The sequence below is a fragment of the Burkholderia sp. BCC0398 genome, assembly GCF_902833245.1.
GTDB lineage: Bacteria > Pseudomonadota > Gammaproteobacteria > Burkholderiales > Burkholderiaceae > Burkholderia > Burkholderia sola.
On the sequence record NZ_CADFEM010000023.1, the window covers coordinates 1 to 23912 of the forward strand.

At 63.2% G+C, this 23912-nt stretch carries 19 protein-coding genes and 1 pseudogene; 13 read left to right on the forward strand and 7 right to left on the reverse strand.

The features are described 5' to 3' along the window. The first annotated feature begins 85 nt into the window (after positions 1–85). Both HWX76_RS33655 and HWX76_RS33660 read left to right on the forward strand, forming a co-directional pair. Complete coding sequence (locus HWX76_RS33655; RefSeq protein ID WP_176016996.1) at positions 86–625, forward strand: hypothetical protein; 540 nt, start codon at positions 86–88, stop codon at positions 623–625. Positions 626–752: 127 nt separating this feature from the next. Beyond that, complete coding sequence (locus HWX76_RS33660; protein ID WP_050012407.1) at positions 753–1484, forward strand: ribonuclease T2; 732 nt, start codon at positions 753–755, stop codon at positions 1482–1484. Between the two features lie 138 nt (positions 1485–1622). Here HWX76_RS33660 and HWX76_RS33665 read toward each other — a convergent pair whose 3' ends face one another. Further along, on the reverse strand, positions 1623–3152 hold the full coding sequence (locus tag HWX76_RS33665) for an FAD-dependent monooxygenase (RefSeq protein WP_176016965.1): 1530 nt from the start codon (positions 3150–3152) through the stop codon (positions 1623–1625). Positions 3153–3298: 146 nt separating this feature from the next. Here HWX76_RS33665 and HWX76_RS33670 point away from each other — a divergent pair, with 146 nt between their 5' ends. After that, entirely contained in the window at positions 3299–3976 is a 678-nt protein-coding gene (locus HWX76_RS33670) for a TetR/AcrR family transcriptional regulator C-terminal domain-containing protein (RefSeq protein WP_176016966.1), read from the forward strand. Positions 3977–4025: 49 nt separating this feature from the next. On the opposite strand, the gene HWX76_RS33675 is transcribed toward HWX76_RS33670, so the two are convergent. From HWX76_RS33675 to glsA, 3 genes and pseudogenes are all read right to left on the reverse strand, one after another. Continuing rightward, the gene (locus HWX76_RS33675) at positions 4026–4661 is read right to left on the reverse strand and encodes an isochorismatase family cysteine hydrolase (RefSeq protein WP_124653010.1); all 636 of its coding nucleotides are present in this window, start codon (positions 4659–4661) and stop codon (positions 4026–4028) included. Between the two features lie 219 nt (positions 4662–4880). After that, positions 4881–5582: a hypothetical protein gene (locus HWX76_RS33680; RefSeq protein WP_235356165.1), complete on the reverse strand. Its 702-nt coding sequence runs from the start codon at positions 5580–5582 to the stop codon at positions 4881–4883. Between the two features lie 39 nt (positions 5583–5621). Next, a pseudogene (glsA, locus tag HWX76_RS33685) lies at positions 5622–6242 on the reverse strand (glutaminase A); the annotation flags it as partial. Positions 6243–6481: 239 nt separating this feature from the next. On the opposite strand from glsA, the gene HWX76_RS33690 reads away from it, so the two are divergent. The 10 genes from HWX76_RS33690 to HWX76_RS33735 all read left to right on the forward strand — a co-directional run bounded on the left by HWX76_RS33690 (position 6482) and on the right by HWX76_RS33735 (position 19064). Then, positions 6482–7405, forward strand: coding sequence for a glutaminase (locus HWX76_RS33690; protein WP_060734314.1), 924 nt, complete (start codon positions 6482–6484; stop codon positions 7403–7405). A 220-nt stretch (positions 7406–7625) separates the two neighbouring features. Then, positions 7626–7820, forward strand: a complete 195-nt coding sequence (locus tag HWX76_RS33695; RefSeq protein WP_050012411.1) for a hypothetical protein — start codon at positions 7626–7628, stop codon at positions 7818–7820. A gap of 27 nt (positions 7821–7847) precedes the next feature. Then, on the forward strand, positions 7848–9038 hold the full coding sequence (locus HWX76_RS33700; RefSeq protein ID WP_050012412.1) for a PIN domain-containing protein: 1191 nt from the start codon (positions 7848–7850) through the stop codon (positions 9036–9038). A 10-nt stretch (positions 9039–9048) separates the two neighbouring features. Continuing rightward, positions 9049–9216: a hypothetical protein gene (locus HWX76_RS33705; protein ID WP_162484452.1), complete on the forward strand. Its 168-nt coding sequence runs from the start codon at positions 9049–9051 to the stop codon at positions 9214–9216. A gap of 22 nt (positions 9217–9238) precedes the next feature. Continuing rightward, positions 9239–10090: an FRG domain-containing protein gene (locus HWX76_RS33710; protein ID WP_050012414.1), complete on the forward strand. Its 852-nt coding sequence runs from the start codon at positions 9239–9241 to the stop codon at positions 10088–10090. 60 nt (positions 10091–10150) lie between these two features. Further along, positions 10151–14521 carry a hypothetical protein gene (locus HWX76_RS33715; RefSeq protein ID WP_176016967.1) on the forward strand — a complete coding sequence of 1457 codons (4371 nt, stop codon included), beginning with the start codon at positions 10151–10153 and terminating at the stop codon, positions 14519–14521. A gap of 397 nt (positions 14522–14918) precedes the next feature. Further along, positions 14919–15953, forward strand: coding sequence for a LysR family transcriptional regulator (locus HWX76_RS33720; protein WP_050012416.1), 1035 nt, complete (start codon positions 14919–14921; stop codon positions 15951–15953). Between the two features lie 160 nt (positions 15954–16113). Then, positions 16114–16494: a response regulator gene (locus HWX76_RS33725; RefSeq protein WP_050012417.1), complete on the forward strand. Its 381-nt coding sequence runs from the start codon at positions 16114–16116 to the stop codon at positions 16492–16494. A 30-nt stretch (positions 16495–16524) separates the two neighbouring features. Beyond that, positions 16525–18423 carry a PAS domain-containing sensor histidine kinase gene (locus tag HWX76_RS33730; protein WP_176016968.1) on the forward strand — a complete coding sequence of 633 codons (1899 nt, stop codon included), beginning with the start codon at positions 16525–16527 and terminating at the stop codon, positions 18421–18423. Continuing rightward, positions 18420–19064 carry a response regulator gene (locus HWX76_RS33735; RefSeq protein ID WP_050012419.1) on the forward strand — a complete coding sequence of 215 codons (645 nt, stop codon included), beginning with the start codon at positions 18420–18422 and terminating at the stop codon, positions 19062–19064. Before HWX76_RS33730 ends, HWX76_RS33735 begins: the two co-directional genes overlap by 4 nt. A 92-nt stretch (positions 19065–19156) precedes the next feature. Here HWX76_RS33735 and HWX76_RS33740 read toward each other — a convergent pair whose 3' ends face one another. The 3 genes from HWX76_RS33740 to HWX76_RS33750 all read right to left on the reverse strand — a co-directional run bounded on the left by HWX76_RS33740 (position 19157) and on the right by HWX76_RS33750 (position 23859). Then, on the reverse strand, positions 19157–20485 hold the full coding sequence (locus HWX76_RS33740) for an MFS transporter (RefSeq protein ID WP_050012420.1): 1329 nt from the start codon (positions 20483–20485) through the stop codon (positions 19157–19159). Between the two features lie 498 nt (positions 20486–20983). Further along, complete coding sequence (locus tag HWX76_RS33745) at positions 20984–22348, reverse strand: FAD-dependent oxidoreductase (RefSeq protein WP_050012421.1); 1365 nt, start codon at positions 22346–22348, stop codon at positions 20984–20986. A gap of 77 nt (positions 22349–22425) precedes the next feature. Next, entirely contained in the window at positions 22426–23859 is a 1434-nt protein-coding gene (locus HWX76_RS33750) for a catalase (protein WP_050012422.1), read from the reverse strand. Positions 23860–23912 lie beyond the last annotated feature (53 nt).

A 23912-nucleotide genomic window follows, 5' to 3' on the forward strand; every position in this document is an offset into this window, starting at 1 on the left:
ATTCGTTGGCAACTCGGCAGCCAAGCGCATACGAAATCCTTTTAAACAGTGCCCCAGTCATCAAAGCGAGGCGCTTTTCAACAGCCTGCTAGGGCTGTCGCTGGCGAGTGCCGGCCTCGCGCAGGCAGACACGGACGAAGTGCCGCGCATGAGCAACGACGTGTACCGGATGTCGGTGTCGTTCTGCTCGAACGTCGCGGCCGCCGAAAAGATCGCGTGCCAGGGCGACATGATCGCCGCGGGCAGCCGGATCGTCGCGGCGATCGGCGGCCTGCCGCCGGCTTCCGCCACGGCGATCGACGAAGGCGCGCGCAACAAGCTGCCGCCGGCGGAGCGCGACGGGCTCGCGCCCGTCGAGCCGGCCGCGATCGACAAGGACGATACGCTGGCCGGCCTCGCCGGCATGGTGCGTCTGTGCGACGTGTACGAACCGGAGCCGGCGGCGCGGGCGCGGCACCACGCGGCGCTGAAGCAGAAGGCGCCCGACGCCGCGCCGCGTGTCGAGGCGTTGCTGGCCGATCCATCGATGGCGGCGCGCCGGCGCGTCAGCGTCGGCGTGTGGCAGATTCTCTCGCTCGAGGGCCCCGAAGCGTCGGCGCGCGCGTGCACGCAGCTCGGCACCTGAGCGAACCGCGCATTCTTTCGTGCACCTTCACATTCGTGCCATGTTGCGGCAGCAACAATCGCGGGCAGACATTCGACAATCTTGCGGCGCATCCCGCGACCGCAAGCCTTTTCCGAGGAAACACGCCATGCTCGAGACGCTCGCCCGCGCCGCTGCCGCACTCGCCGTCGCTTCCGTTTCACTGCACGCCGCCGCGCAGACCAGCTACGACTACCTGTTGCTCGCCGCGTCGTGGGAGCCCGGCTTCTGCGCGTCGCACGACACACCGGAATGCACGAACCTCGCCGGCTCGTATGCGGCGACGAGCCTGTCGCTGCACGGGCTGTGGCCCAACCGCTACGACGGCAACCAGCCGTTCTACTGCGGCGTGCCGCAGAACGACATCGACCTCGACAACGCGCACCAGTGGTGCAGCATGGACGCGTACCCGATCAGCAGCGCAACGCGCAATACGCTGTCGACATACATGCCTGGCGTCGCATCGTGTCTCGACAAGCACGAGTGGTTCAAGCACGGCACCTGTTCGAATTCGGCGACGCCCGATGCGTACTGGAACCAGGCGTCGGGCATGATCAGCCGGTTGGGCAACACGTCGTTCAACGCATTCCTGCAGGCGAACGCGGGCAAGACGGTCACGCGTAACCAGTTGCTGTCGGCGTTCGAGGGCGCATTCGGCAGCAACACGCGCAGCGCGGTGTCGCTGAAATGCACGAAGACGAACGGCGTGAGCTACTTCACCGAAGCATGGATCGCGGTGAAGACGAATGCGACCGCGCAGTTTCCGAGCGCCGCGTCGCTCGTGACGGACGGCAATACGCAGGGTACGTGCCCGACGTCGGGGGTGTTGATCGCGAAGTGAGGGGCGCGGCCGGCGTGCGCGCTATCGCGCACGTCGCGGGCGGTGGGCATTCGAGGATGTCGGGCGCGCCGTTGCTGGCGCCCATGCACGTTTGGCGCTCGGCGACACACATCCGCTTCCTGCGTTGGGCGGCTGCGCTCAATGTGCCGCGCAAGGCGCGCCGAACCATCGCGTGACCGCCTGCGTGGCGGCGTCGAGGTCCACGTCCGCATCGTCATCGCAGGCCCACGTGACGAAACCGTCCGGACGCACGAGCATCGCACGCAATCCGAGCCGGTCCTTCGCGTCGCTCGCGATATAGGCGAGGCGGTCGCGCCAGCGGCCTGCCACGGACTGAAGCGGCCGATCCGCATCGAAGTCCAGCAGCACGCCCTTGCCGTGCCTGACGTGTTCGCCGAGCCGCGTGCCGTCGGCCAGTTCGAAGTCCGGAACGCTACGGCCCACCAGCGGATGGCCGCTGCCGGGATCGTACGCGAGCGACACGCCCCACAGGCGTTCGGCGAAGTACGTCGCGCCGTCGCGCGTGTCGACGAGATCGCGCATGATCGCCGCGAGCGCGCGCGAACCCGGCGAGGGCCGCATCAGCGCGACCTGCGCACGCGACCAGTCGAGCACGCGCGCGCCCACCGGATGCCGTTCGTCCGTGTAGCTGTCGAGCAGCCCGGCCGGTGCGTCGCCGCGGATCGTCGCGGCCAGCTTCCAGCCGAGATTCATCGCATCGCCGAGCCCGAGATTGAGCCCCTGGCCGCCGAGCGGCGAGTGGATGTGCGCGGCATCGCCCGCGAGCAGCACGCGGCCGTCGCGGTACGTCGATGCCTGGTACGCGCGATCGGTCCACGTGGCGGCGAGCCGGAGCGCGGTCACCGTGACGCCGACGCCGGACACGCGGCGCAGCACGGCCTGCGCGTGCTCGAGCGTCACCGGGCCGCTCCGGTGGAACGTGCCGCCGTCGAACTCGACGAGCGCGACGGTCCCGGGCGGCGTGTACGTGTACGTGCCGGCCGGCGTGTAGTGACGGCCCGGCAGCAGCGCGCCCGGATCGGCGAACTCGGCTTCGATCGAGTAGCCGGTGAATTCGGCGTCGGTGCCGGCGAACGCGAAGCCGCCGGCCTTGCGGACCGCGCTGCGGCCGCCGTCGCAGCCGACGAGCCAGCGTGCGTGGAATGTCTCGCCGCCTGCGTACAGCGTGACCGCATCGTCCGACTGATCGAAGCCTTCGGCGGCAAGACCGCGCCGAATCTCGACGCCCGTCGCGTGCGCACGGGCGGTCAGCACGGATTCGACGTGCGCCATGTCGGTCGCCATGTGCGTGCCGGCCGGGCCGGGCAGATGGTACGGCCACTGCGACGCATCGATGTCGTCGTGGAAGAACTGGATGCCGGCGAAATGACCGGCCGGACGACGCGCTTGCTGCATCCAGTGCGCGGTGTCCGTTGCACGGGCCGGCAGCACGATACCGTCGAGCAAGCCGCGACGGTAGAACGCGTCGATGGTCGGCGCGGACAGGCCGCGCATGCCGAACGGGAGATGCTTCAGCGGGGATTCCGGATCGTCCGCCTGCTCGACCACCAGCACGGATGCACCGGCGAGGCGCAGCTCGCAGGCGAGAAACAGGCCGACAGGGCCGGCTCCGGCAATCACAACATCATGGGTAACGGGCAGATTCATCGGTGGCTCGGTTTCGGGCCAAGGCAGCCCGGTGTGATCGAGAGGGCGGTACGCGCCGGCATTGCGCATGCGTCAGGAAACTGGTGGAACGTTGTTCCATCGGTGCGATATTGGAACGCTGTTCCAGATGTGTCAAGCTAGCGCGCATGAAAACCAGCAAACGGACCGAGCGGCGCGCGGACGCGCTGTCGAAAGACCGGATCGTCGAGGCCGCGATCGGGATCCTCGACCATGCCGGCGAGGGTGCGCTGACGTTTCGCGCGCTCGCCGCACATCTGGCGACCGGAAGCGGCGCGATCTACTGGCACGTCGCCGACAAGCACGATCTGCTCGCGGCGGCCGCGGATCACGTGATCGCGGCTGCGCTGACGGACGTGCCGACGCAGCGTGACGGCGATGCGGCGCAAGCGCTCCGGCGCATCGCGCTGCGCCTGTTCGACGCGTTCAGCGCGCATCCGTGGGTCGGTGCGCAGTTGTTCCGGGCGCCGTGGCAGCAGGCGGTGCTGCGGATCCTCGAGCGCGTCGGCGGGCAGCTTCAGGCGCTGGGCGTGCCCGAGCCCGCGCAATTCAACGCGGCGTCGGCGCTGATGCATTACATCTTCGGGCTGGCCGGCCAGTACGCGGCGGGTGCGCGGCTGCATCCGCGCGAGACGGGGCAGTCGGAGGTCGTCGCGGTCGTGGCCGAGCGGTGGGCGCAGCTCGAACCGGCGCAGTATCCGTTCGTGCGCAAGGTGGCCGAGCAACTGGCCGCGCACGACGAGCGTGCGCAGTTCCTGGCCGGCATCGATCTGATTTTGGCGGGGATTGGGGCGGCGACCCGGTAGGCCCGCCGTCGGATGCATGGTTTCGAACGGCGGTGCGACGAGTCCGTTGTCATGCCAGCAGCCGCAGCGCATCCGCCAGCGACAGCACCGTCGTGCGCGATTCGAACGCGGTGGCGAACAGATGCTCGTGGACGATCGGGTCCGGGTCGTAGCAGCAATCCTTGACCGTGTAGAGGCGGAAATCGGCGTCGCTCGCGTGGGCTATCGACGACAGCATCACGCCGGTCGACGCGATGCCGACCATGATCAGCGTATCGACACCTTGTGCGATGAGCCGCGCCTGCAGATCGGTGCCGAAGAATACGCTCGCGCGGTGGGCCAGGATCAGCGGTTCGTCGGGCCGCCTGGCGAGTTCAGGGCACGGGGCATCGTCGATGAACAGGCCGAGTTGCTTGATGCCCTGGCCGTTCTTGTTGAGCGGGCTGACCTCCGGATAGCCGGGGCTGAACCTCAGATTCGCGAACCAGACGCCGACGCCGGCAGCGCGTGCCGCGTCGCAGAGACGGCGCGTATTGGCGAGCAATTCAGGCGCGACCGATGGGAAGAGGCCGAGGATGTCGGTCTGGTAATGCATGACGAGCAGCGCGGTTTTGGATGGCGCGATGGGCGGGATCGGCGAGGAGGAATTGCTGCCCGCGCGCGCGGGGGCTGACGTTGTGACTTCTGATGCGTTGTCCCGATTCATGCGTTGCGTTCTCCAGTCATCGCTGCGAAATGTCGGAAAATTGGTCGTTCGATACGTCGTCAATCACGTCGGCGCCGGCGTGCCCACGCGTCGCGAAATCTTCGCCGGATTGGGTTCGGGGTATCCACGAGTCGAGCGATTTCCTGCGTGTTTGACAGCAGAGGATCACGGCGTTTCGTCCATACGCTTGCCGTAATTGCATCGCGCGGTGACGGCGATCTATCGCACCCGTACCGTTCTTACGCAAGCCGGACCCAATGGCTCACCGTTATCGCTGAATGCTCTATAGGGGGCTACCTCCACAGAGATCTCCTGACGCCAGAAGATCTCGGAGATCCGGCGGCCGTGTTCGCCGTACCGAGTACGATGATTGAACCCCAAGGATTCCAGTGCTGCCGTGAATTGCGCGAAGTTCGGCTCGCATGCCGTCAGCGGCGCAGCCTGCATTCCGGGAATCGGATCGAAGCCCAGTTCCACCTGTGTCCCCCTTCCCGGGACCACGAACCTTTCGATACCGAACGCCCAGTTGCCAGGCAAGCGCTGGCCGTAGCCGAAGCTGTCTTTGGCGGTCGCTTTGGTCTGCACGCCAAAGCTGCGGTGCATCGCGTCGGGCGTCATGTCGGTAACCTGATTGCTGACCCGTATCAGCGCCAGTATGCCTTGCAGCGCTTGCGTGACGGTCAGGCTTGCCTCGGTTCGAGATTCGACCTGCGACGCCCCCGTGCTGTTGGGCGGGGCGTCTGCCGGCTGCCCATGTGCGCCGCCAAACGGGAGGCATAAACTCAATGCCGCCATGACCGTCACGGGGCGGAAGAATCCGCGCCGGGTACGGCCGGTCGAAGCGACGTGATTTCCGTTCTTGACCTGCATCACGCTGGATCCTTGTAGCGGGTTGTCGTAGCGCCAAGCAAAGATGTTCATTCGAGGTGTCCGGACGACCGGGTGCGCCACTGAGACGCCTCAAAAAATCGACCTTCCCGAATAAGTCGTCAACCACTCCAGCGCCAGTGTCCCCGCCAACGAGTTCCCGTTCGCATCCAACCCCGGCGCCCACACGCACACGGCCATCTCCCCCGGCAGCACCGCGACGATCCCGCCGCCGACGCCGCTCTTCGCCGGCAGCCCCACCCGATACACGAAATCACCGGCCGCATCATAGGTCCCGCAGGTCAGCATCAGCGCCGACAGCCGCTTCGCGGAACTCGAATCGACGATCCGCTCGCCTGTCGCCGGCGCGACACCGCCGTTCGCAAGAAACAGCGCGGCGCTGGCCAGCTCGACGCAATTCATCTCGATCGCACACTGCCGGCAATACGCGTCGATCACCGTATCAGGCGGCATCTGCATGTTGCCGAAGCTCGCCATGAAATGCGCCATCGCGCGGTTGCGCTCCGCGTGCTGCAACTCCGACGTCGCGACGCGCGAATCGTAGTCGACGTCGTTCGCGCCGATCAGCCGCCGCACGAATTCGACGAGCGCCGTCTCGGCCTTCACGAAGCGGCGGCACAGCACGTCGGTGACGACCAGCGCGCCCGCATTGATGAACGGATTGCGCGGCTTGCCGCGCTCGCTTTCGAGCTGTTCAACTTATGGTGACCTGTCAAGCGTCAATAAGTGCGGGAAGCCAATTATTCATTGGGGTCCGTGAGCCATATTGGGTCCAAATCACGGGAAGTAGTCAATAGCAAGCATCCAATCGCCGCTTGGAGGCACGATTTGTTGACATGCAACGGAGAGAAGTCGTCAATCCTCGGAGGGTCGGGCGTGGAGCGGTTGCGCTATTATCGCGGTCCCTGCATGTTGATGCTCAGCCCCCTGTAATGACTGACCCGAACTATCCGGCGATCCTCGAACAGATTCATCGCGATATTGCTCCCTGGCGTACTGCTGGCCGGGTCGCCGACTATATCCCAGAACTCGCCAACGTAAGCGCTCACCGTTTTGGCATGGCTATAGTGACGCTAGACGGTCGTGTATTTGCGGTTGGTGATGCGCGAGAGCGCTTCTCCATCCAGAGTATCTCCAAGCTGTTTGCGTGTACGCTCGCTTTTCAACTCCTCGGTGACGAACTTTGGGAGCGTGTCGGTCGGGAGCCATCGGGGACCGCATTCAACTCCCTCGTCCAACTTGAAACCGAGCGCGGCGTACCACGTAATCCATTTATCAATGCAGGCGCGCTCGTTGTGACCGACGTATTGTGTCGGCGCTTCGTTGGCGCCGAAACGGCCCTAGTGCAGTTCGTGCGAAGACTGACTGGCGTTTCCGATCTTGACTATAACCTGCGTGTTGCTGACTCCGAACTTCGGCACGCCGACCGTAACCGCGCGATGGCGCATTTCATGGCAAGCTTCGGCAACATGGAGATGCCGCCTGAAACCGTCGTCGATGCTTACTGTCGTCAGTGCGCTATCGAGATGAATTGCATCGAGCTTGCCACGGCTACGCTTTTTCTCGCCAACGGGGGAATTGCCCCTGTATCAGGGGAGCGTGTCCTCGATGCGAGTTCTGCAAAGCGCTTGTCCGCGTTGATGTTGACCTGTGGCACTTATGATGCAGCGGGCGACTTCGTCTATCGAGTTGGTCTGCCGGCGAAAAGTGGTGTGGGAGGCGGCATCGTCGCGGTACTGCCGGGGGAGATGGCGGTATGCGTATGGTCACCCGGACTTGATGCAAACGGTAACTCGCTCGCCGGCGTCAAATCGTTGGAATGGCTAACAACGCTTACCGAACATTCGATTTTTTAACATCGCCTACGCAGAAGGGTATAAGGGCATGCTGCGCGGATGACGGATATGTTTCCGGTGACTTGGCGCGCGAAGAGTCATCAGGCAGGCTCGAAACTATCTGAGCTGCGTGCACTTGTATTGGGGCGGTGAATCATCATGGCTCAGCCGACATTCAACATCTTTGACGCCCAGTCTGCTTAGACGCTTCCCTCCTGGCAGCATTTCCTGCTGAGCAAATTTGCGGCGCGACGCCCAAGACGAGGGTGGCCACCTGGCGGCGATTCGCCAACTGCTGCTTGATGCCGTGGCCGAGCTCGGGGGCAGCGAGCAGATGTCCGCCGAGTTCGTCGACCAGAAGCAGGCGCAGCAACGCGCGCTCGTGCAGACCAAGGCCAACCTGCGCGCGATACTCGCGATCGATGCGCCGCGCTAACCCATACCTACTCGCCAGGAACACGTGATGGATACCCGCATCATCGAATTGATCGCCACGAATCGGCTCGGCGCGATTGCACTCGACACCTCGGTGTTCGACGCGCAACAACGTAATCTGGAGGGCGGGCTGTTGCGCCGTGTCGAGCAGTTCCATCGCAGCGACCGAGTCCAGGTGCTGATGCCGGACGTGGTGCGACGTGAGGTGGAGGCGCATGTGCAGCGCGATGCCGCCGAAGCACGCAGTGGATTGGCGCGCTCGGTGCGGATGGCGGCCCGGGCGCAGCTGCTGTCGAGTGACGCGCTCGAGCAGCTGCGGGTCATCGAGTATCAGATGGACGAGCCGGCGCTCGCAGCGAGGATGCGCATGGAAGGCTGGTTGGCGGGCACGCGCGCCGAGGTGCTCGACGTCGCCGCGCGGGTCGACATGCGCACCCTGTTCGACCGGTACTTTGCGGCGCAGCCGCCGTTTGCGGAGTCGAGCAAGAAGAAGCACGAGTTCCCCGACGCGGTGGCGCTGCTGGCGCTCGAACACTGGGCCGGCGAGCACGACACGGCGGTGCTGGTGGTGTCCACCGATGCTGACTGGCAACGCTTCTGTACGGCACATCCGCGGCTGCTCTGGACCAATAATTTGGGCGGGGCGCTGGCGGCGTTTCAGGACGAAAGTGCGCAGTTTGCCGCCGATCGGCTGGCTGAGACTTTGGTCGAGGGCCTGGACGGGAAACTGGCGCAGGCATTGCTGGCGGCCGGTCGGTCCTTCGCGCGTCAAATCGGAGTGGGGCTCGATGTTCGCTCGGCGTTCGACTTTACCTGGACCTATGACGTCCATGTTGAAGCGATCCGGTGGCCCGCGACGGACGGGGTGCTCGACGAATGCGAAGCCATTGATCACCGCGACGGAAAAGTGGTGGTGCGGGTCAAGGGGGCGCTCCAGACAAAAATCGCGGTCTACTTCACGTTTTCGGCCATGACGGGCGCAGGTAACGGGACCGTTACCGTTGGCGGCTCGACGATGGTGTTCGATGATGAGATCCCCTGCGGGATGCTTGTCACGGTCGACGGCGACACCTCCCATCGGGTGACGGTACGCGATATTGAGTTTCTGCCGACCGCGCATCGGATTGCGGTTGGCGAGATCACGCCGGAGTGGATCGATCCGATCAATGCGATAGGCCTGCCCGATGCCACATTTGGCGTCGGCGCGGACGGAAACTGAGAGGTTGACGATGCTGACCCGCCTGACCCCCGCTCACTTCGCGTTGTATCGCGCGTATCTGGGGGAGCTCGACGAGCCGATCTTGCGCGCACACTACGGCGTGCCGAGCACCGATGTGCGCGTCATGCCATGTCGTCCCCACATGATCGAAAGCGCAGCCTTCGGGCCGTTACCCTGACCCACGAACAAAGGATTCACCAATGAGCACCTCATCCAGTCTCGATCCCAATCTCCGCGATGTCCAATGTGTCGGGGAAGCGACGGACCTCGTGAGCTTTCTACAACACGTCGACAACTGGCTTGCCAGCGTCCCCGTGATGGATCTCGATTTCCCGTTGTTTCGCGGTCAGGAAGTCGAGTCGTGGCGGCTGCTGCCCTCCATTGGACGCGCACCGTACCAGATGCGGCTTCGGCCCGGCACCGAGCAACGCATGCTCGACGAGTTCAAGCAGCGTGCCGTGCCTCACGTCGAATCGACCGTGGAGTTGACGAATGCCGACTGGCTCGCGATCGCGCAACACCACGCGATGCCAACCCGCTTGCTGGATTGGTCGGGGAGTGCATTGTCGGCTCTTTGGTTCGCCGTGAAAAAGCCAGCCGTCGAGAAACCGTGCGAGAACCGCTCGTGTGAAAACGAGGAGGGCCGCGGCGTGTTGCCGGGCGCGGTCTGGATGTTGCCCGTTACGCATGGCGATCTGATCTCCTCCGATGAGAGCAAAGATCCGCTCGGGCTCGGCCAAACACGTTTGCTTAAGCCGCGGCACGTGTCCCGCCGTATCGCTGCCCAGGATGGCTGGTTTACAGTGCATCGCGGCAAGCAGAGTGGGCTCGACACGAAGTACTTCGCGCTCGACACCAACCCTGAGTTTCGCGACCGGCTGCGCTATATTCGTATTCCAGGCGAAAAATTCGGCATCATTCGGGGACAGCTTCAGCGGGCCGGCATCAATCGCGGTGTGTTGTTCCCGGACCTCGACGGGGTCGCCGGCCGCATCACCGACACCATCCTGTATCCAGCTGATCAGCCAACGCCCGGCGCTGGCAATCTCTGAGGCGCCTCCCGTGGCCAATCGCCCTCAACAGAGACCTACTGCCGCTGCGCACCTATACCAATGACCGCCATCCCGCTGAATCGCCAGTTTTATGAATGGCGAGAAAATACAGATCCGCTCGCCCGTTCACGGTTTCGGGCCGCGGCTGGCTTGTCGAATGGCTTGCTGGGTTGGTCCGAGCTTATTGCTAAGCGCCGCGTCGTTATCCTAGCTGAGGCAGGTAGTGGCAAGACCGTGGAACTGTCCGAGCAAGCACGCCAGCAGACGGCTGCAGGCAGATTTGCTGTCTACGCGACTGTTCAAGATGTTGGTCGCGACGGGCTCGATAAGGCTTTGCGGCCTGCCGACCGGCAACGGTTAAATGATTGGCGCAACAGCAATGAACCGGGATGGTTTTTCATTGACTCCATTGATGAGGCGAAACTCGACAATATCCGCCTGGAAAGAGCGCTGCGACAAATTGCTGAAGGGATTGCCGGTGGAGAGAGCCGCGCCCACATCGTTCTGTCCGGACGGCACACTGATTGGGAATTCGCGCGCGATGCGCAGCGGCTGAACGACGAACTGCCACTGCCCCACGACAACCCCGCCGAACCTCTTCCCCCGCTCGGAACGCTGGTCCGCCGCGTCCTCCGCCGCGAAAAACGCCCAGAACCGACGCCGGCTGAAACGCCTCTCATCGTGGTGATGGCCCAGCTCGATACCGAGCAGGTACGGACTTATGCCGCAGCCAAAAACGCCCCGAACCTCGAAGGGCTAATGGACGCTATCGAGGCTGCGAGCCTATGGGGATTCGCGTGCCGGCCGCTAGACCTAGACTGGATCGTGAGCTACTGGGACAGCCACGGGCACCTTGGCAGCTTCACCGTGATGACGGAAGTGGGCCTGCGTGAACGACTCCAGGAAACAGACCCGGAACGCGGTCGCCGGGATAGCCTTGACACCGAGCGCGCTAAACAGGGCCTAGAACGGATCGGTGCAGCCCTCGTGTTTGGACGGCAGACGACCGTCGCAATACCGGATAACGATACCCGGCTCGAAACCGAAGGAAGCGTAGCCAAGATCGACGACGTGCTTCCGGACTGGTCTAGCGAAGATCGGATGAAACTGCTCACGAGGCCGGCATTCGACCCAGCGACTTTCGGCCGCGCCAGATTGCACAACGACAACGAAGGCGTGGTGCGCGCCTATCTTGCGGCACGTTGGCTGCAGCGGTTGCGGCGTGCAAACCTCCCGCAACGCCGACTGCATGATCTGCTTTTTTCACGGACCTACGAAGTCGAGTTGGTCAAGCCTTCGATGTTGGAAACGGCGGCTTGGCTTGCTCTCTGGGACGAAAGCGTCGCCAGGGAGGTTGTGCGTCGCGCGCCCTTTCTGCTGTTCACCGCAGGAGACCCGGCAAGCCTTTCTCTTGAAACACGGCAAACATTGCTCACGGCGCTGGTGGAGCGGATGCGCCGGGAGGAAGAAGTGCCACACCTAGATCTGAGTAGCCTTGCGCGATTTGCTCAGCCGGATATCGCGACGACGCTGCGCGGCATCTGGGCGGCGGACAAGGAACACGACGAAATTCGACGCTTCGTGTTGCGCTTGATTTGGTTGGGCAAGATCAAAGATTGTGTTGATCTGGCGGTCGCCGCGTCGTTCGGCCGATACCAAGATCTCTACACAGCCATCACCGCCGGTCGCGCTCTTCTTGCTGCTGGTGGTGAAGCCGCACACAGAGACTATGCCGAATACATCAAGATGCAGTGTGCATCAATCTCGCCAACAGTCGTCCGGGAAGCCGTCGAGGACTTGTTCCCGCGACTGCTCGGTGTCGATGACCTGCTGGCGATCCTGGCGGTCATTCACCTGGGTGACGCCGAGGGCGGTGGCTTCAGATTCGATTGGGACGGGGCAAAGCTCGTCGAGCGGCTGACGAGCGCGGCTGACCTGACTCGATTGATTGAAGGGCTCTTGCAACAGCTAGAAGCGGAGCCGGAAGTAGGTATTGGCGAAAGATCGCCAAGGCATGAGCAGTACGCTACGGCGCTCGGCGTGGCAGCACAGCGTCTACTGGATTTGTCACCATCCAATGTATCGCCAACCGCAGCGATCGACGCAGTGCTGTGTATCGGTGATGGGCATCTGGACATGACGCAGCGGCAAATCAACAAGGCGGCCGATGCGGTCGAACTGTTGCATCGTACGCCGGAGCGCCGTCGTGCCGTCTTCTGGCGAGCTGCCGACCGACTGGGCAACCACAAAAATCTGTCGGGACGCCCGTTGCTCTACTCTTTCCAAATGAAGTTTCTTGGCTGGCCGCCTGGGCTGGTGCTCGACGACATCGATTGGCTTTTGACCGACGGTGCATCTCGGCCGCTCGCTACTGAGCGGCAACTGGCTATCAACACTGCGCTCAATCTCTGGCTCACGGCTGGCGAGCCAGAGGCGTTGAAGGCACGCATTGCTGGCGTCGCCGCAACGGACACGGAAATGCAAGCAGCTTATATCGAATGGATGACTCCACGCATCAAGTCGGCGGAAGAAATCAAGAGCGAAGAAGAGTTGGCAGAGGCTATTCTGGAAAGCGAGCACAGACAGGTTGAGCAGGAGCAGTCGTGGGTCGACTTCATCGCGGATCTGCAGGCAAATCCGGCGCAGCTGCATCACCTGCACCCCATCACACCGAAGGGCGTTGACAACCGGATTTATAGCCTTTGGCAGTTGCTTAGTGAGGCCACCAGCAGCAATTCGCGCTACGCGATCGACAGCGTCGCGCCCATTAAAGAACTGGCCGGAGAGGAAGTCGCGGCAGCGTTTACCGCCGGGCTTGCCGAGATTTGGCGAGCCTGGAAACCGACACTGCATAGTGCGCGTCCGCCCGGCGAACGCAACCTGATCAGCTCGATTGATTGTCTGGGCATCGCCGGGGTTTCGATTGAAGCGGCGGCACGGGCAGATTGGGCGCTGCATCTGACCGAGCAGCAAGCAATTCGTGCCGCTGAATACGCGACGCTGGAACTCAACGGTTTTCCCGATTGGACCACAGCGCTAGCTGCAGTCTGGCCTGCCGCGGTAGAGAAGGTGTTCGCGCAAGAGGCGACAAGCAACCTGGACGACCCCACGCCACCAGGACATTATCAAATCGTGGAGGCCATCAGCCGCAGCGATGAAAGCCTGACTCGCCTGATGGCTCCCTCCCTGTGGCGCGAACTGCAGGCTCGATCTGATCTGAATTGTGTTGCGCTGCGTCCAGTTCTGTTCATCCTCAAGCGCGGCTTGCCAGCAGACACAAAGCGGGCGTTCTACACATTGGTGCTTGACAGGTTCCAGTCTTCAACGGACCCGCAAGTCAGTGCGCAATACTTGGGGGCCGCATATGCGATCGACGTGCAAGGTGCGACGGACACATTGATGGCAAAGCTCGATCTGCTGGGCGAGGCTCAGAAGACAGCGCTCGTCGAGCGTGTATTGCCCCAGATATTCGGTTCGCGCTGGTCGCGGTCGGCACCGCCGGACGCGCATCTCGATGTAGCAACCCTAGAGCGTCTGGTCATGCTCGCGTATCGCATAGTGCGAGTGGAAGAGGATCGTGACCGCACGAACAATGGCGTGTTTTCGCCAGACGAACGCGACGATGCGCAAGATGCACGTTCAGCGGCATTCACAGCTTTGGTCAGCACACCGGGACATGCCACCTATGCCGCTATCCTTCGCTTGATGGATGAACCCAATTTCCCGGTGGCTCGATCACGTCTGCTCGCACTAGCGCGAGAACGGGCTGCCAATGACGCGGAGCAGACAGCCTGGCGTGCGGATGAGCCGCTCCGCTTTGAGCAGCAGTTTGAGAGGCAGCCAGTGACTGGCCACGAACTGCAGCGTATGGCGATGCAGCGCTTAGAAGACTTGCAACACGATCTTGTCCATGGCGATTTCCAGCAGGGCACGACCTTGAGTGCACAGCCTGACGAAGCCGCTGTGCAGAACTGGATGGCGGATCGGTTAAGACAAATGCAGGGAACCGCCTATTCGATCGAGCGCGAAGTGCGCGTAGCAGATGAGAAGGAACCAGACCTGCGTTTCAGAGCGAAGGCCAGCGACGCCAATGTGGCCACTGAAATCAAGGTCGCGGAGAGTTGGACGATGCAGCAGCTTGAGGAAGCGCTGGTCAGCCAGCTATGCGGGCAATATCTGCGCGCGCAAAATGGCCGCGAAGGCATCCTTCTCGTGGTGCATCAGAAGCCGCGGCCAAAGGGCTGGGAACTGCCCGACGGCACCTACTTGAATTTTGAGGGGGTGGTACAGCGGCTGCTCACTTTGGCCGTACGTACCCGAAGCGAATCGGCAGCGGGCCCGCATCCCGAAATCTGCGTCGTCGATGTCTCTACCTGCGCTCGGCCCGTCAAACCTTCCAAGTCGGTACCTAAGCGGTCGGGTAGAGACTAACTGAGAAGCGTGCGTCGGTTCGCAAAAGGGCCTTTTGGCCGGCTCGAGAAGGCCACCCGGTGTCGCTGCGTGGCTGTTCGCAGACATCGCCGAACAGCATGATAATGAGATAAAAAGGAACCTTATCACCATGGCACGATCGGCTGCTCAAACTCCGCTGTCGCAAAACGCGTGGCTCCGGCCGCGCGGCAGTAGCATCGCCGGAACCCGAGCCGCCGACCTGTTTCATTTGGCCCGGGAATCCCAAGCGGGCCACGATTTCATCGCGCTGCGCCAGCCGTGCGCCTCGTAACACCATCGTATAAGGATTAAGCTCCCACGAGGTGATATTGCCGGGGCCGACTGTTCTCTAGACTTCTGGTTAATCCTTCTACCGCAACGATTTCCGGAGAACAGCATGGACCGTACCCTGCACGCGATGTCAGTGTTTAGTCACGTCGCCCGACTGGGCAGTTTCACTGCAGCGGCCGAGATGCTCGGTATCAGCGCGGCGTCGGCCAGCACGCTGGTCCGGAGACTGGAGGAGCATCTCGGCGTGACGTTGCTTCAGCGCTCGACCCGCTGTGTTCGGCTGACCACCGAGGGCGCGCAGTATCAGGAGCACTGCCAGCGCATTCTCGGCGAGATCGAGCACATGCAGCAGCAACTCAGCGGCGCGGGGAAGATCGCGCGCGGTCGGTTGGCCGTGGACGTCGACCAGGAAGTCGCACATTCGGTTTTGCCGTTCGTGCCGGCGTTTCACGCAACTTACCCGGAAGTGGGCCTGCGCGTGGACGTAGGTGGGGATGCGGACGGCCTGATCGCGAACGGCGTGGACTGCGCAGTCGTCGTCGGGCAGCTTGCCGATTCGTCGCTGCGCAGCCGGCGCGTCGGGAATTTTCACGTGGTGACCGTCGCGAGCCCGGACTATCTGCGCGTTCGCGGCACGCCGGCCGACCCCGACAGCCTGCATTGTCACGACGTCATCCATTACACCCCGCGGCGCTTCGGCCCGGCCCGGGAATTCCGCTACACCGTCGATGGCGCGGAATCGCGGCTCAGGCTGGCGGAGCGCATTTGCGTCAATGACGTCCGTTCCGCCGTTCGCTATGCAGTGGAGGGCGTCGGCATCGCCCAGGTGAGCGAGCGCATGGTGGCGGACGAACTCGCCGAAGGAACGCTCGTCGTCATCCTTGACGAATATGCTCCGCCGCCGCTGCCGATTTCCGTTCTGTATCCGGACCGGCGGCAGGTGCCCATGTCGATTCGGGCGTTCATCGACTGGATTCAGGCCCAGCTCCGCGATCTGGAGATCGCAAGTTTCGACAGCGCTCCCGCGATCGGCGGCGGGCGCGACGCGGCACCGTACTGGAGCGTCGCCGACGGCCGCAAGGAGGCGCCGTTCATTCCGACGGGTTTGCAGCGCCTTGGGGCGGCGGCCCCGACCGCGTAGCCGGTGCCGGCAGCGCGCGAGCATGCTCGCCGAGGCCATACTTAAACCGAAGTATAGTTTGCGCGCCGCATGCCGGCAGCATACGATTCGGTCGAGCCGTCGACCTGAAATGTTCGCGTTCTCGAAATTGTTACTGAATGGAAGGTCAAGGACCGCTCGTATGCCCAACCAAGGTATTGTTTCCATCGTCGATGATGACCGGTCCATCCGCAGAGCCACGCGAAGCCTCGTTCGCTCGCTCGGCTGGGAAGTCAGGGTCTATGAGTCCGGCGAGGAATTCCTTGACGCCGACCTGATCATGGACGTCGCGTGTATCATTTCGGACGTCCAGATGAAGGGCATCACCGGGCTGGAGATGTATGAGGCGCTTCTCGAGCGCGGGCCGGCCCCACCCGTGATCTTCATCACAGCTTTTCCATCCGAAGCCACCCGCGAGCAGGCGATGAAGCTTGGCGCGATCTGCGTATTCAGCAAACCGGTGGATCCGGCGCAGATCAAGCAGCGCCTCGAGGATATCGGCTCGGAGCGCAATCGGACGTGATCCGGAAATCCGTCTTTACCGAGTGACTTTATGAACAACGATCGCCAGGCGGGCGATGGCCGCGGCGCATACCTGGATCCGGTCATAGCGCCGGCCGAACTCGCGGCGGCGCGTGCGTCGGCGCTCGGGCCCAATCTCCAGACGCAGCTCCGGAACAGTCAGCCCGCGGTGTACGCGGTGGCGATTGCGCTCGGCCTCGCGGTATTCCTCGTCGACGCATTTGCGCCCGTCGACGTCGCCGTCGCCGTGCTGTATGTCGTCGTGGTCCTGCTGGTCGCGTCGGTCGCGTCTCAAACGGTCACCGTCGGTGTGGCGTGGGCCTGCGTATCCCTGACGGTCCTCGGATTCCTTCTCGCCCAGAGCGATCAGATCGCAGTCAGTTCTCTCGCGCGCTGTATCGTCAGCGTCATTGCGATCGTGACCGTCTCTGCTTTGGCATTGCGCAATCAGAGCAGCCGGGCGACACTGCAGAACCAGGTCGACTTGCTCAACCTGACTCACGATGCGATCGTGGTGTACGGGCTCGACGGGCGTATCCGCTTCTGGAGCAAGGGCGCGGAGCGCCTGTACGGATGGGGCGCACCGGAAGCGTTCGGCAAAGCGTTCCACGAGTTGACGCACACCGGCGCCGCATTGCCGATTGCGGAGCTGATCGAGAAGACGGTGGCGGACGGCAACTGGCAGGGCGAGCTGACGCGCATTCGCAAGAACGGCGAACGCGTCGTGATTTCGAGTCGGTGGATCGTGTCACGTGACAAGTCGGGCCTGCCGATCGCGATCCTGTCCACCGATAGCGACATCACGCAGGCGAAATCGCTGGAAGCCGAGCTGCGCCGCCAGAAAGAGGAACTCGTGGCCACCGTCGACGCGATTCCCGCGATGGTGTGGAGCACGGACGAAGACGGGCGCCTGCTGTATCTCAATCGGCGCTGGACGGATTACGGCGTGCGGACCATTGACGGCACGGATGTATGGCGCGATATCGTTCATCCCGACGACATCGAGACGCTGCGCGCAGCGTGGCATGATGCGATTTCTTCCGGCAGCCCGTTCGAGGTCACCGCGCGCGTCCAGCTCGGCAGCGGCGAGTATCGTTGCATGATCGTCGGTGCCGCGCCATTGCGCGGTGAAGACGGCCGGATCCTGCGCTGGTACGGCGTCAACACGGACATCGAGGAGCGGCGGCAGGCCGAGCAGGCGCTCGAGCGATCGCGCTCGGAACTGGCGCATGTCACGCGCGTCACGATGCTGGGGGAGCTGGCGGCTTCGATCGCGCATGAGGTCACTCAGCCGCTGGCGGCGATCGTCACGTCCGGCGAGGCGGGGTTGCGCTGGCTCGACCACGACGTGCCGGATCTCGTCGAGGTGCGCGATTCCTTCGAACAGATCACCGACGACGCGAGACGGGCGACGGACATCATTCGGCAGATTCGGGCGATGGCCAAGCGAAGAGACCGGGACGACGCGCTCGTCGACGTGACGTCCATCGTCGAGCAATCCGTCGATCTCATGCGTCGGGAGCTGCAGAGTCACGGCGTCGAGGTCGCGCGGGCCGGTGAACCGTCTCTTTGTGTCCGCGGGGATCGCGTGCAGTTGCAGCAAGTCATCATCAACCTGCTGATGAATGCCGTCCAGGCGATGAGCGGTGTCGCTGACGGCAAGCGCATCCTGACCGTGTCGACCGCGCTCGTCGACGGCGCAAACGTGCAGGTGCGCGTGGAGGATTCCGGCCCCGGCATTCGCAGCGAAGACGTCAATTCGTTGTTTACGCCTTTCTTCACCACCAAGAAGGAGGGCATGGGCATGGGGCTCTCGATTTGCCGTTCCATCGTCGAGGGGCATGGCGGCCGCATCTGGGCCGAGTCGCAGGAAAACAAGGGGGCATTGATGCAGTTCGTTCTACCGCTTGAAGGAATCACTCAGCCATGAGCCAAGGTCCCGATCTCATCGCAACACACTCCGTCGTGTACGTCGTCGACGATGACGATTCCATGCGAACAGCGCTCGGCCGGCTGTTTCGATCGGTCGGCCTGGGTGTGGAGCTCTTCGGCTCCGCGCAGGCGTTCCTTGATTTCGACAAGCCCGATGTGCCGAGTTGCCTGATTCTCGACGTTCGGCTCAAAGGACAGAGCGGGCTGGCATTGCAGGAGCAGATCGTCGCTGGCGACGTGCAGTTGCCGATCATCTTCATCACCGCTCATGGCGATGTCGAGATGTCGGTGAAGGCGATGAAAAACGGGGCGCTGGATTTCCTTTCCAAGCCCTTTCGCGACCAGGACATGCTGGACGTCGTCCAGAATGCGTTACTGAAGGACGAGAAAAGGCGCAAGTCGGAGAGCCGCGTTGCCGACGTGCGCCGCCGCTACCAGACGCTGACGCCGCGCGAGCGCGAAGTGATGAAATACGTCGTGAGCGGCCTCCTGAACAAGCAGATCGCCGCGGAGCTCGGACTCAGCGAAATCACCGTGAAGATCCATCGCGGCCACGCAATGCGGAAGATGGGCGCGCGAACCTTGCCCGAGTTCGTGCTGGGCGCGCAGTCGCTGGGGCTGGATCCCAACGCGGACTAGCGGCGTCGGTCGCGACGCGCATGGACGGCGCGCTGCGTCGGCGCAACTGCCGACGCCGATGGCCGCCCCGCGGCGTCCATCCCGGCGCGGCCCTATCTGTTGACGATGTGTTTCGGCAACGACAGCGTCAGGCACAGGCCCAGCAGCAGGCACGCGATCATGCACGAAACGGGAAGCGCAAAGCCTCCGGATGACTGTTTGAGAACGCCGACCATATAAGGGCCGAAAAAGCCGCCGATGTTGCCGATCGCGCTGATCCACGCGATGCCGCTGGCGGCGTTGCTCGGGCCGAGCACCGCCGTCGGCATGCCCCAGAACACGGGCGGCAGCGACAGCAACCCCGCATTGGCGATGCACAGCGCCATGACGGTAAGCCACAGATTGCCGTGCCAGACGAGGGCGAGCGTCAGGCCCAACGCGGCCAGCAGGAACAGTGCGGCTGTATGCAGGCGCCGCTCGCGGCTGCGATCCGCACTTTGTCCGGTCATGATCATCACGACCATCGCGACCGCATTGGGCAGCGCTGCAATCAATCCGATGAAGAAATCCCGACCCACGCCGAGCGACTTAATCATCGTGGGCGCCCACAGCGTGTAGCCGTAAATGCCGACGACATCGAGGAAGTAGATCAGCCCGAATACCCAGAAGATCCAGCTGCCGAACATCGCGCTGTTGTTGGCCGATGCGGCGAGCGCGCGATCTTCGGCGAGGGTGCGGGCGAGATAGGCGCGATCGGCCTCGGTCTCGTGGCGGCTCTGGGTGACGTCGTCCTCGAGATACTTCCAGCACAGAAGCGCCGCGACGAACGCCGGCAGCGCCTCGACCATCAGCATCCATTTCCAGCCGGAAAGCCCGCCGATTCCGTCGAAATATTCCATGATGAAGCCGCTCAGCGGCGATCCGATCAGGCCGGACAGCGGTAGCGCCGCGTAGAAGGTCGACAGCACCCTCACGCGATGGTATCGCGGGAACGACTGGGAGATGTAATACACGATGCCGGGGACGAGCCCGGCTTCCGCAATCCCGAGCAGATAGCGCATCACATAGAACTGCTTGGGCGTCGCGATGAAAGTCGTCAATGCCGAGACAATCGCCCAGGACAGGATGATGCGCGTGAGCCATCGCTTGGCGCCCACCCGCTGCAGGATCATGTTGCTCGGAACCTCGAACACCACGTAGCCGAGCGCGAACGTACCCGCGCCGAATCCGAACACTGCGTCGGTGAAACCCAGGTCGACCCCCATCTGGAGTTTCGCGAAGCTGACGTTGATGCGATCGACGTAGGCGGCAACATACGCAAACATGAAAATGGGCAGGATTCGCAGCGCGAGATGCCGCGAAATACGATTTTCCCGCGCTTCGTCGTTCGGGTCGTTGCTATCGACCGGATGACCGGATGCGCGCGTCGCGTTCAGATCCAAGAGGTTCCCCCGTTGCTCGGCGAGCAAGGCCGCACAAATGTGTCGACATCGACGCCAGTGAGCGTCGATATCGGATGCCAGCAGCAATTCATGTATCCACTCCACGACGCACGGCCGTGCCCGCACTTCGTTCGCGTCGGTAACGAGGCGCAGGCAATGCTGGATGAGGTGGAAGAACGGCGACTTTGCCCATCGTTCACTCGGGGCGTCCGGACCGGGACGCCGGTGTTGACGAAGGCATATTTTTCTCAGGGCCCGCGATCGCGGAACTGCCCGTGCGGCACATGACGGGCTGGCGTTGCGCGATTCGAACTCGTCCGGAGATTTTACCGGATAGTGTCGATCGCAGGAGAGCGGCTGTCAGCATTTTTATCGTGGCGGCGACGACTGAATTGGAAGCACGAAAGCCGCCGCGACGCAAAGCGCGTCGTGGCGGCACGAGCATCGGGTTGGCCCGCGTTCGGTGGGGCAAGCCAGGCAAATGGCAAAGGCACTCGCTTATTTGATGGTGGCAAAGAGCAGATTGAGGCCTTCGGCGAGAAGCGGGTGGGCGATGATGGCGTCGCGCACGGACGTGTACGGCAGGTTGCCGATCATTGCCATTTGCACGACCGACGTCACTTCGCCCGCCCCGGAGCCGACCATCGTGAAGCCCAGGATCTGTCCGGTTTCGGGCGCCACGAGTGCCTTCATGAAGCCGCGCGTCGTTCCGTTGGTGCGGGCTCTCGGTACGGCCGCCATCGGCAATTTCGCGACGATGACGGGCGTATTGCGCGCCTTGGCGTCCGCTTCGTTCAGGCCGATGCGCCCCAGTTCCGGATCGGTGAACAACGCGTACGGAATGATGCGCGCTGCCGTGCTGCCTGCACGCCCTTCGATACCGGCCTTCAGTACGCGATAGTCGTCGAACGACGCGTGCGTGAACATCGGCGTACCCGCGACCTCGCCGATCGCCCACGTTCGTTCCGCGGTGGTCGCGAGCGCCTCGTCGACCTTGATGAAGCCGCGCGCGTCGCGCTCGACGCCTGCCAGATCCAGGCCGATTTCGTCGGTGACTGGCCGCCGGCCTGCCGCGACGAGCAGATGACTGCCGTCGATCGACGTGCCGTCGTCGAGTACGACGTTGACGCCTGTACCGGATCGTCCGGTGACGCCGGTGATCCGGGCGGACAGATGCAGGGAGATGCCGTCGTCCTCGAACGCGCGCTGGATTTCGACGCTGACGTCCTCGTCCTCGCGCATGGCGACCCGCGGTGCGTCGTGAATGAGTGCGACTTCGCTGCCGAGGCGTCGAAATGCCTGCGCCATCTCCAGGCCGATGTAGCCGCCGCCGATCACGATCAGTTTCTTCGGCAACACGTCGAGGTCCAGCGCCTCCACGTGCGTGAGCGGGCTCGAATCACGCAGGCCCGGCACGTCGGGAACCGCCGCCACGGTGCCCGTGTTGATATAGACGTTCTCGCCTTCGAACAGCTGTTCGGTGCCATCGCCGGCCCGAACGAGGATGCGTCGCGGCGCGACGAATCGACCGGAACCGATCACGAGATCGAGGCCCGACTGCTCGAAAGCGCGACGGTTGATATCCACCATGCCGTCGACGACGGCGCGTACGTTCGCATGCACGCGCGACATGTCCGCAAAAGGGTGTGCGTCGGCGGATGCCGCTCGCCACGCATGCATGTTGCGTGCATTCTGAATCAACGTCTTGCTGGGGATGCAAGCGACGTTGATGCATGATCCGCCGATCATGCCGCGTTCGATGATGGCGACGCGCTTGCCGCTTCGGGCGAGATCCATCGCCAGCGATTTTCCGCCCTTGCCGCCGCCGAGGAACAGATATTCGTATTGCTTCGCGCTTTCCATGACGTTACTCCTTGATTGATCCGAGAGACGAATCCGCGAGATCGACGCGCGCCGTTTGCACGACGCGCGCGCCGGTTTTACTCTGCCCAGATAGCGGTGCGGACACCGGCGGCATACGCCGGATCGATGCGCTCGAGATGGACGAGCACTCTGTCGACCACGTCCTGCGGGACGCCGCTGATCGCCCGCCCGATGTTGGCGAACAGCCGCTCCTTCTGGTCGGCGCTGAACAGGCGGAACAGCGCGCGGGGCTGGCTGTAATAGTCGTCATCGTCGCGATGGTCGTAACGGTCGACCGTGCCTGCCTGCACCGGCGGCTCGGCCGCTGCCGGATTCGCGGCGAAGTCGCCTTGACGGCTGGGTTCGTAGTTCACGGTGCTGCCGAGGTTGCCGTCGACGCGCATCGCGCCATCGCGATGGAACGAGTGAAACGGGCAGCGCGGCGCGTTGACGGGGATCTGGTGATGATTGATGCCGAGCCGGTAGCGCTGCGCGTCGCCGTACGAAAACAGGCGCCCCTGCAGCAGGCGGTCCGGCGAAAACCCGATGCCGGGTACGATGTTTGCCGGCGTGAACGCGGCCTGCTCGACGTCCGCGAAATAGTTCTCGGGGTTCCGGTTCAGCTCGATCGTCCCGACGTCGATCAGCGGGTAATCGTTGTGCGGCCAGACTTTGGTGATGTCGAACGGGTTGTACGGCACCTTCGATGCGTCCGCTTCCGGCATCACCTGGATGCGGAAATGCCATTTGGGGAAGTTCCCGTGTTCGATCGCCTCGTAAAGATCGCGCTGCGCGGATTCGCGATCCTGGCCGACCAGACGAGCGGCTTCCGCGTCCGTATAGTTCTCGATGCCCTGCGCGGACTTGAAATGGAACTTCACGTAGAAGCGTTCGTTGGCGGCATTGACGAACGAGAACGTGTGCGAGCCGAAGCCGTGCATTTGCCGGTAGTTCTTCGGGATGCCGCGATCGCTCATCACGATCGTCACCTGATGAAGCGACTCGGGATGGCGCGACCAGAAATCCCACGCCGCGACGTTGTTGCGCAGGTTCGTGCGCGGATCGCGCTTTTGCGTGTGGATGAAATCCGGAAACTTGAGCGGGTCTCGAACGAAGAACACTGGCGTGTTGTTGCCGACGACGTCCCAGTTCCCGTCTTCCGTGTAGAACTTGATCGAGAAGCCGCGCACGTCGCGCTCCGCGTCGGCGGCGCCGCGCTCGCCCGCGACCGTCGAGAATCGCATGAAAACCGGCGTTTCCTTGCCAACCTGGTCGAAGACCTTGGCTTTCGTGTAGCGCGAGATGTCGTGCGTGACCTTCAGCGTTCCGAAGGCGCCCGATCCCTTTGCGTGTACGCGACGCTCGGGAATTACCTCGCGGTCGAAATGGGCCAGCTTTTCAACGAGCCACATGTCCTGCAGTACGACCGGGCCACGCGCGCCGGCGGTCATCGAGTTCTGGTTGTCGGATACGGGGGCGCCGGCGGCGGTCGTCAGGCTCTTGTCGGACATTGTTGTCAGCCTCAAGTCGTTTGTCGTTCGGTGAGTGATTGAATTGCGGGGGC

What these genes read in the sequence shown, in the direction of transcription:
- HWX76_RS33675 (WP_124653010.1), bottom strand. Translation starts at nt 4,661, where the DNA reads ATGAATCGGGACAACGCATCAGAAGTCACAACGTCAGCCCCCGCGCGC.
- HWX76_RS33750 (WP_050012422.1), bottom strand. Translation starts at nt 23,859, where the DNA reads ATGTCCGACAAGAGCCTGACGACCGCCGCCGGCGCCCCCGTATCCGAC.
- HWX76_RS33715 (WP_176016967.1), top strand. Translation starts at nt 10,151, where the DNA reads ATGACCGCCATCCCGCTGAATCGCCAGTTTTATGAATGGCGAGAAAAT.
- HWX76_RS33705 (WP_162484452.1), top strand. Translation starts at nt 9,049, where the DNA reads ATGCTGACCCGCCTGACCCCCGCTCACTTCGCGTTGTATCGCGCGTAT.
- HWX76_RS33690 (WP_060734314.1), top strand. Translation starts at nt 6,482, where the DNA reads ATGACTGACCCGAACTATCCGGCGATCCTCGAACAGATTCATCGCGAT.
- HWX76_RS33720 (WP_050012416.1), top strand. Translation starts at nt 14,919, where the DNA reads ATGGACCGTACCCTGCACGCGATGTCAGTGTTTAGTCACGTCGCCCGA.
- HWX76_RS33745 (WP_050012421.1), bottom strand. Translation starts at nt 22,348, where the DNA reads ATGGAAAGCGCGAAGCAATACGAATATCTGTTCCTCGGCGGCGGCAAG.
- HWX76_RS33730 (WP_176016968.1), top strand. Translation starts at nt 16,525, where the DNA reads ATGAACAACGATCGCCAGGCGGGCGATGGCCGCGGCGCATACCTGGAT.
- HWX76_RS33660 (WP_050012407.1), top strand. Translation starts at nt 753, where the DNA reads ATGCTCGAGACGCTCGCCCGCGCCGCTGCCGCACTCGCCGTCGCTTCC.
- HWX76_RS33665 (WP_176016965.1), bottom strand. Translation starts at nt 3,152, where the DNA reads ATGAATCTGCCCGTTACCCATGATGTTGTGATTGCCGGAGCCGGCCCT.
- HWX76_RS33725 (WP_050012417.1), top strand. Translation starts at nt 16,114, where the DNA reads ATGCCCAACCAAGGTATTGTTTCCATCGTCGATGATGACCGGTCCATC.
- HWX76_RS33710 (WP_050012414.1), top strand. Translation starts at nt 9,239, where the DNA reads ATGAGCACCTCATCCAGTCTCGATCCCAATCTCCGCGATGTCCAATGT.
- HWX76_RS33680 (WP_235356165.1), bottom strand. Translation starts at nt 5,582, where the DNA reads ATGAACATCTTTGCTTGGCGCTACGACAACCCGCTACAAGGATCCAGC.
- HWX76_RS33670 (WP_176016966.1), top strand. Translation starts at nt 3,299, where the DNA reads ATGAAAACCAGCAAACGGACCGAGCGGCGCGCGGACGCGCTGTCGAAA.
- HWX76_RS33735 (WP_050012419.1), top strand. Translation starts at nt 18,420, where the DNA reads ATGAGCCAAGGTCCCGATCTCATCGCAACACACTCCGTCGTGTACGTC.
- HWX76_RS33700 (WP_050012412.1), top strand. Translation starts at nt 7,848, where the DNA reads ATGGATACCCGCATCATCGAATTGATCGCCACGAATCGGCTCGGCGCG.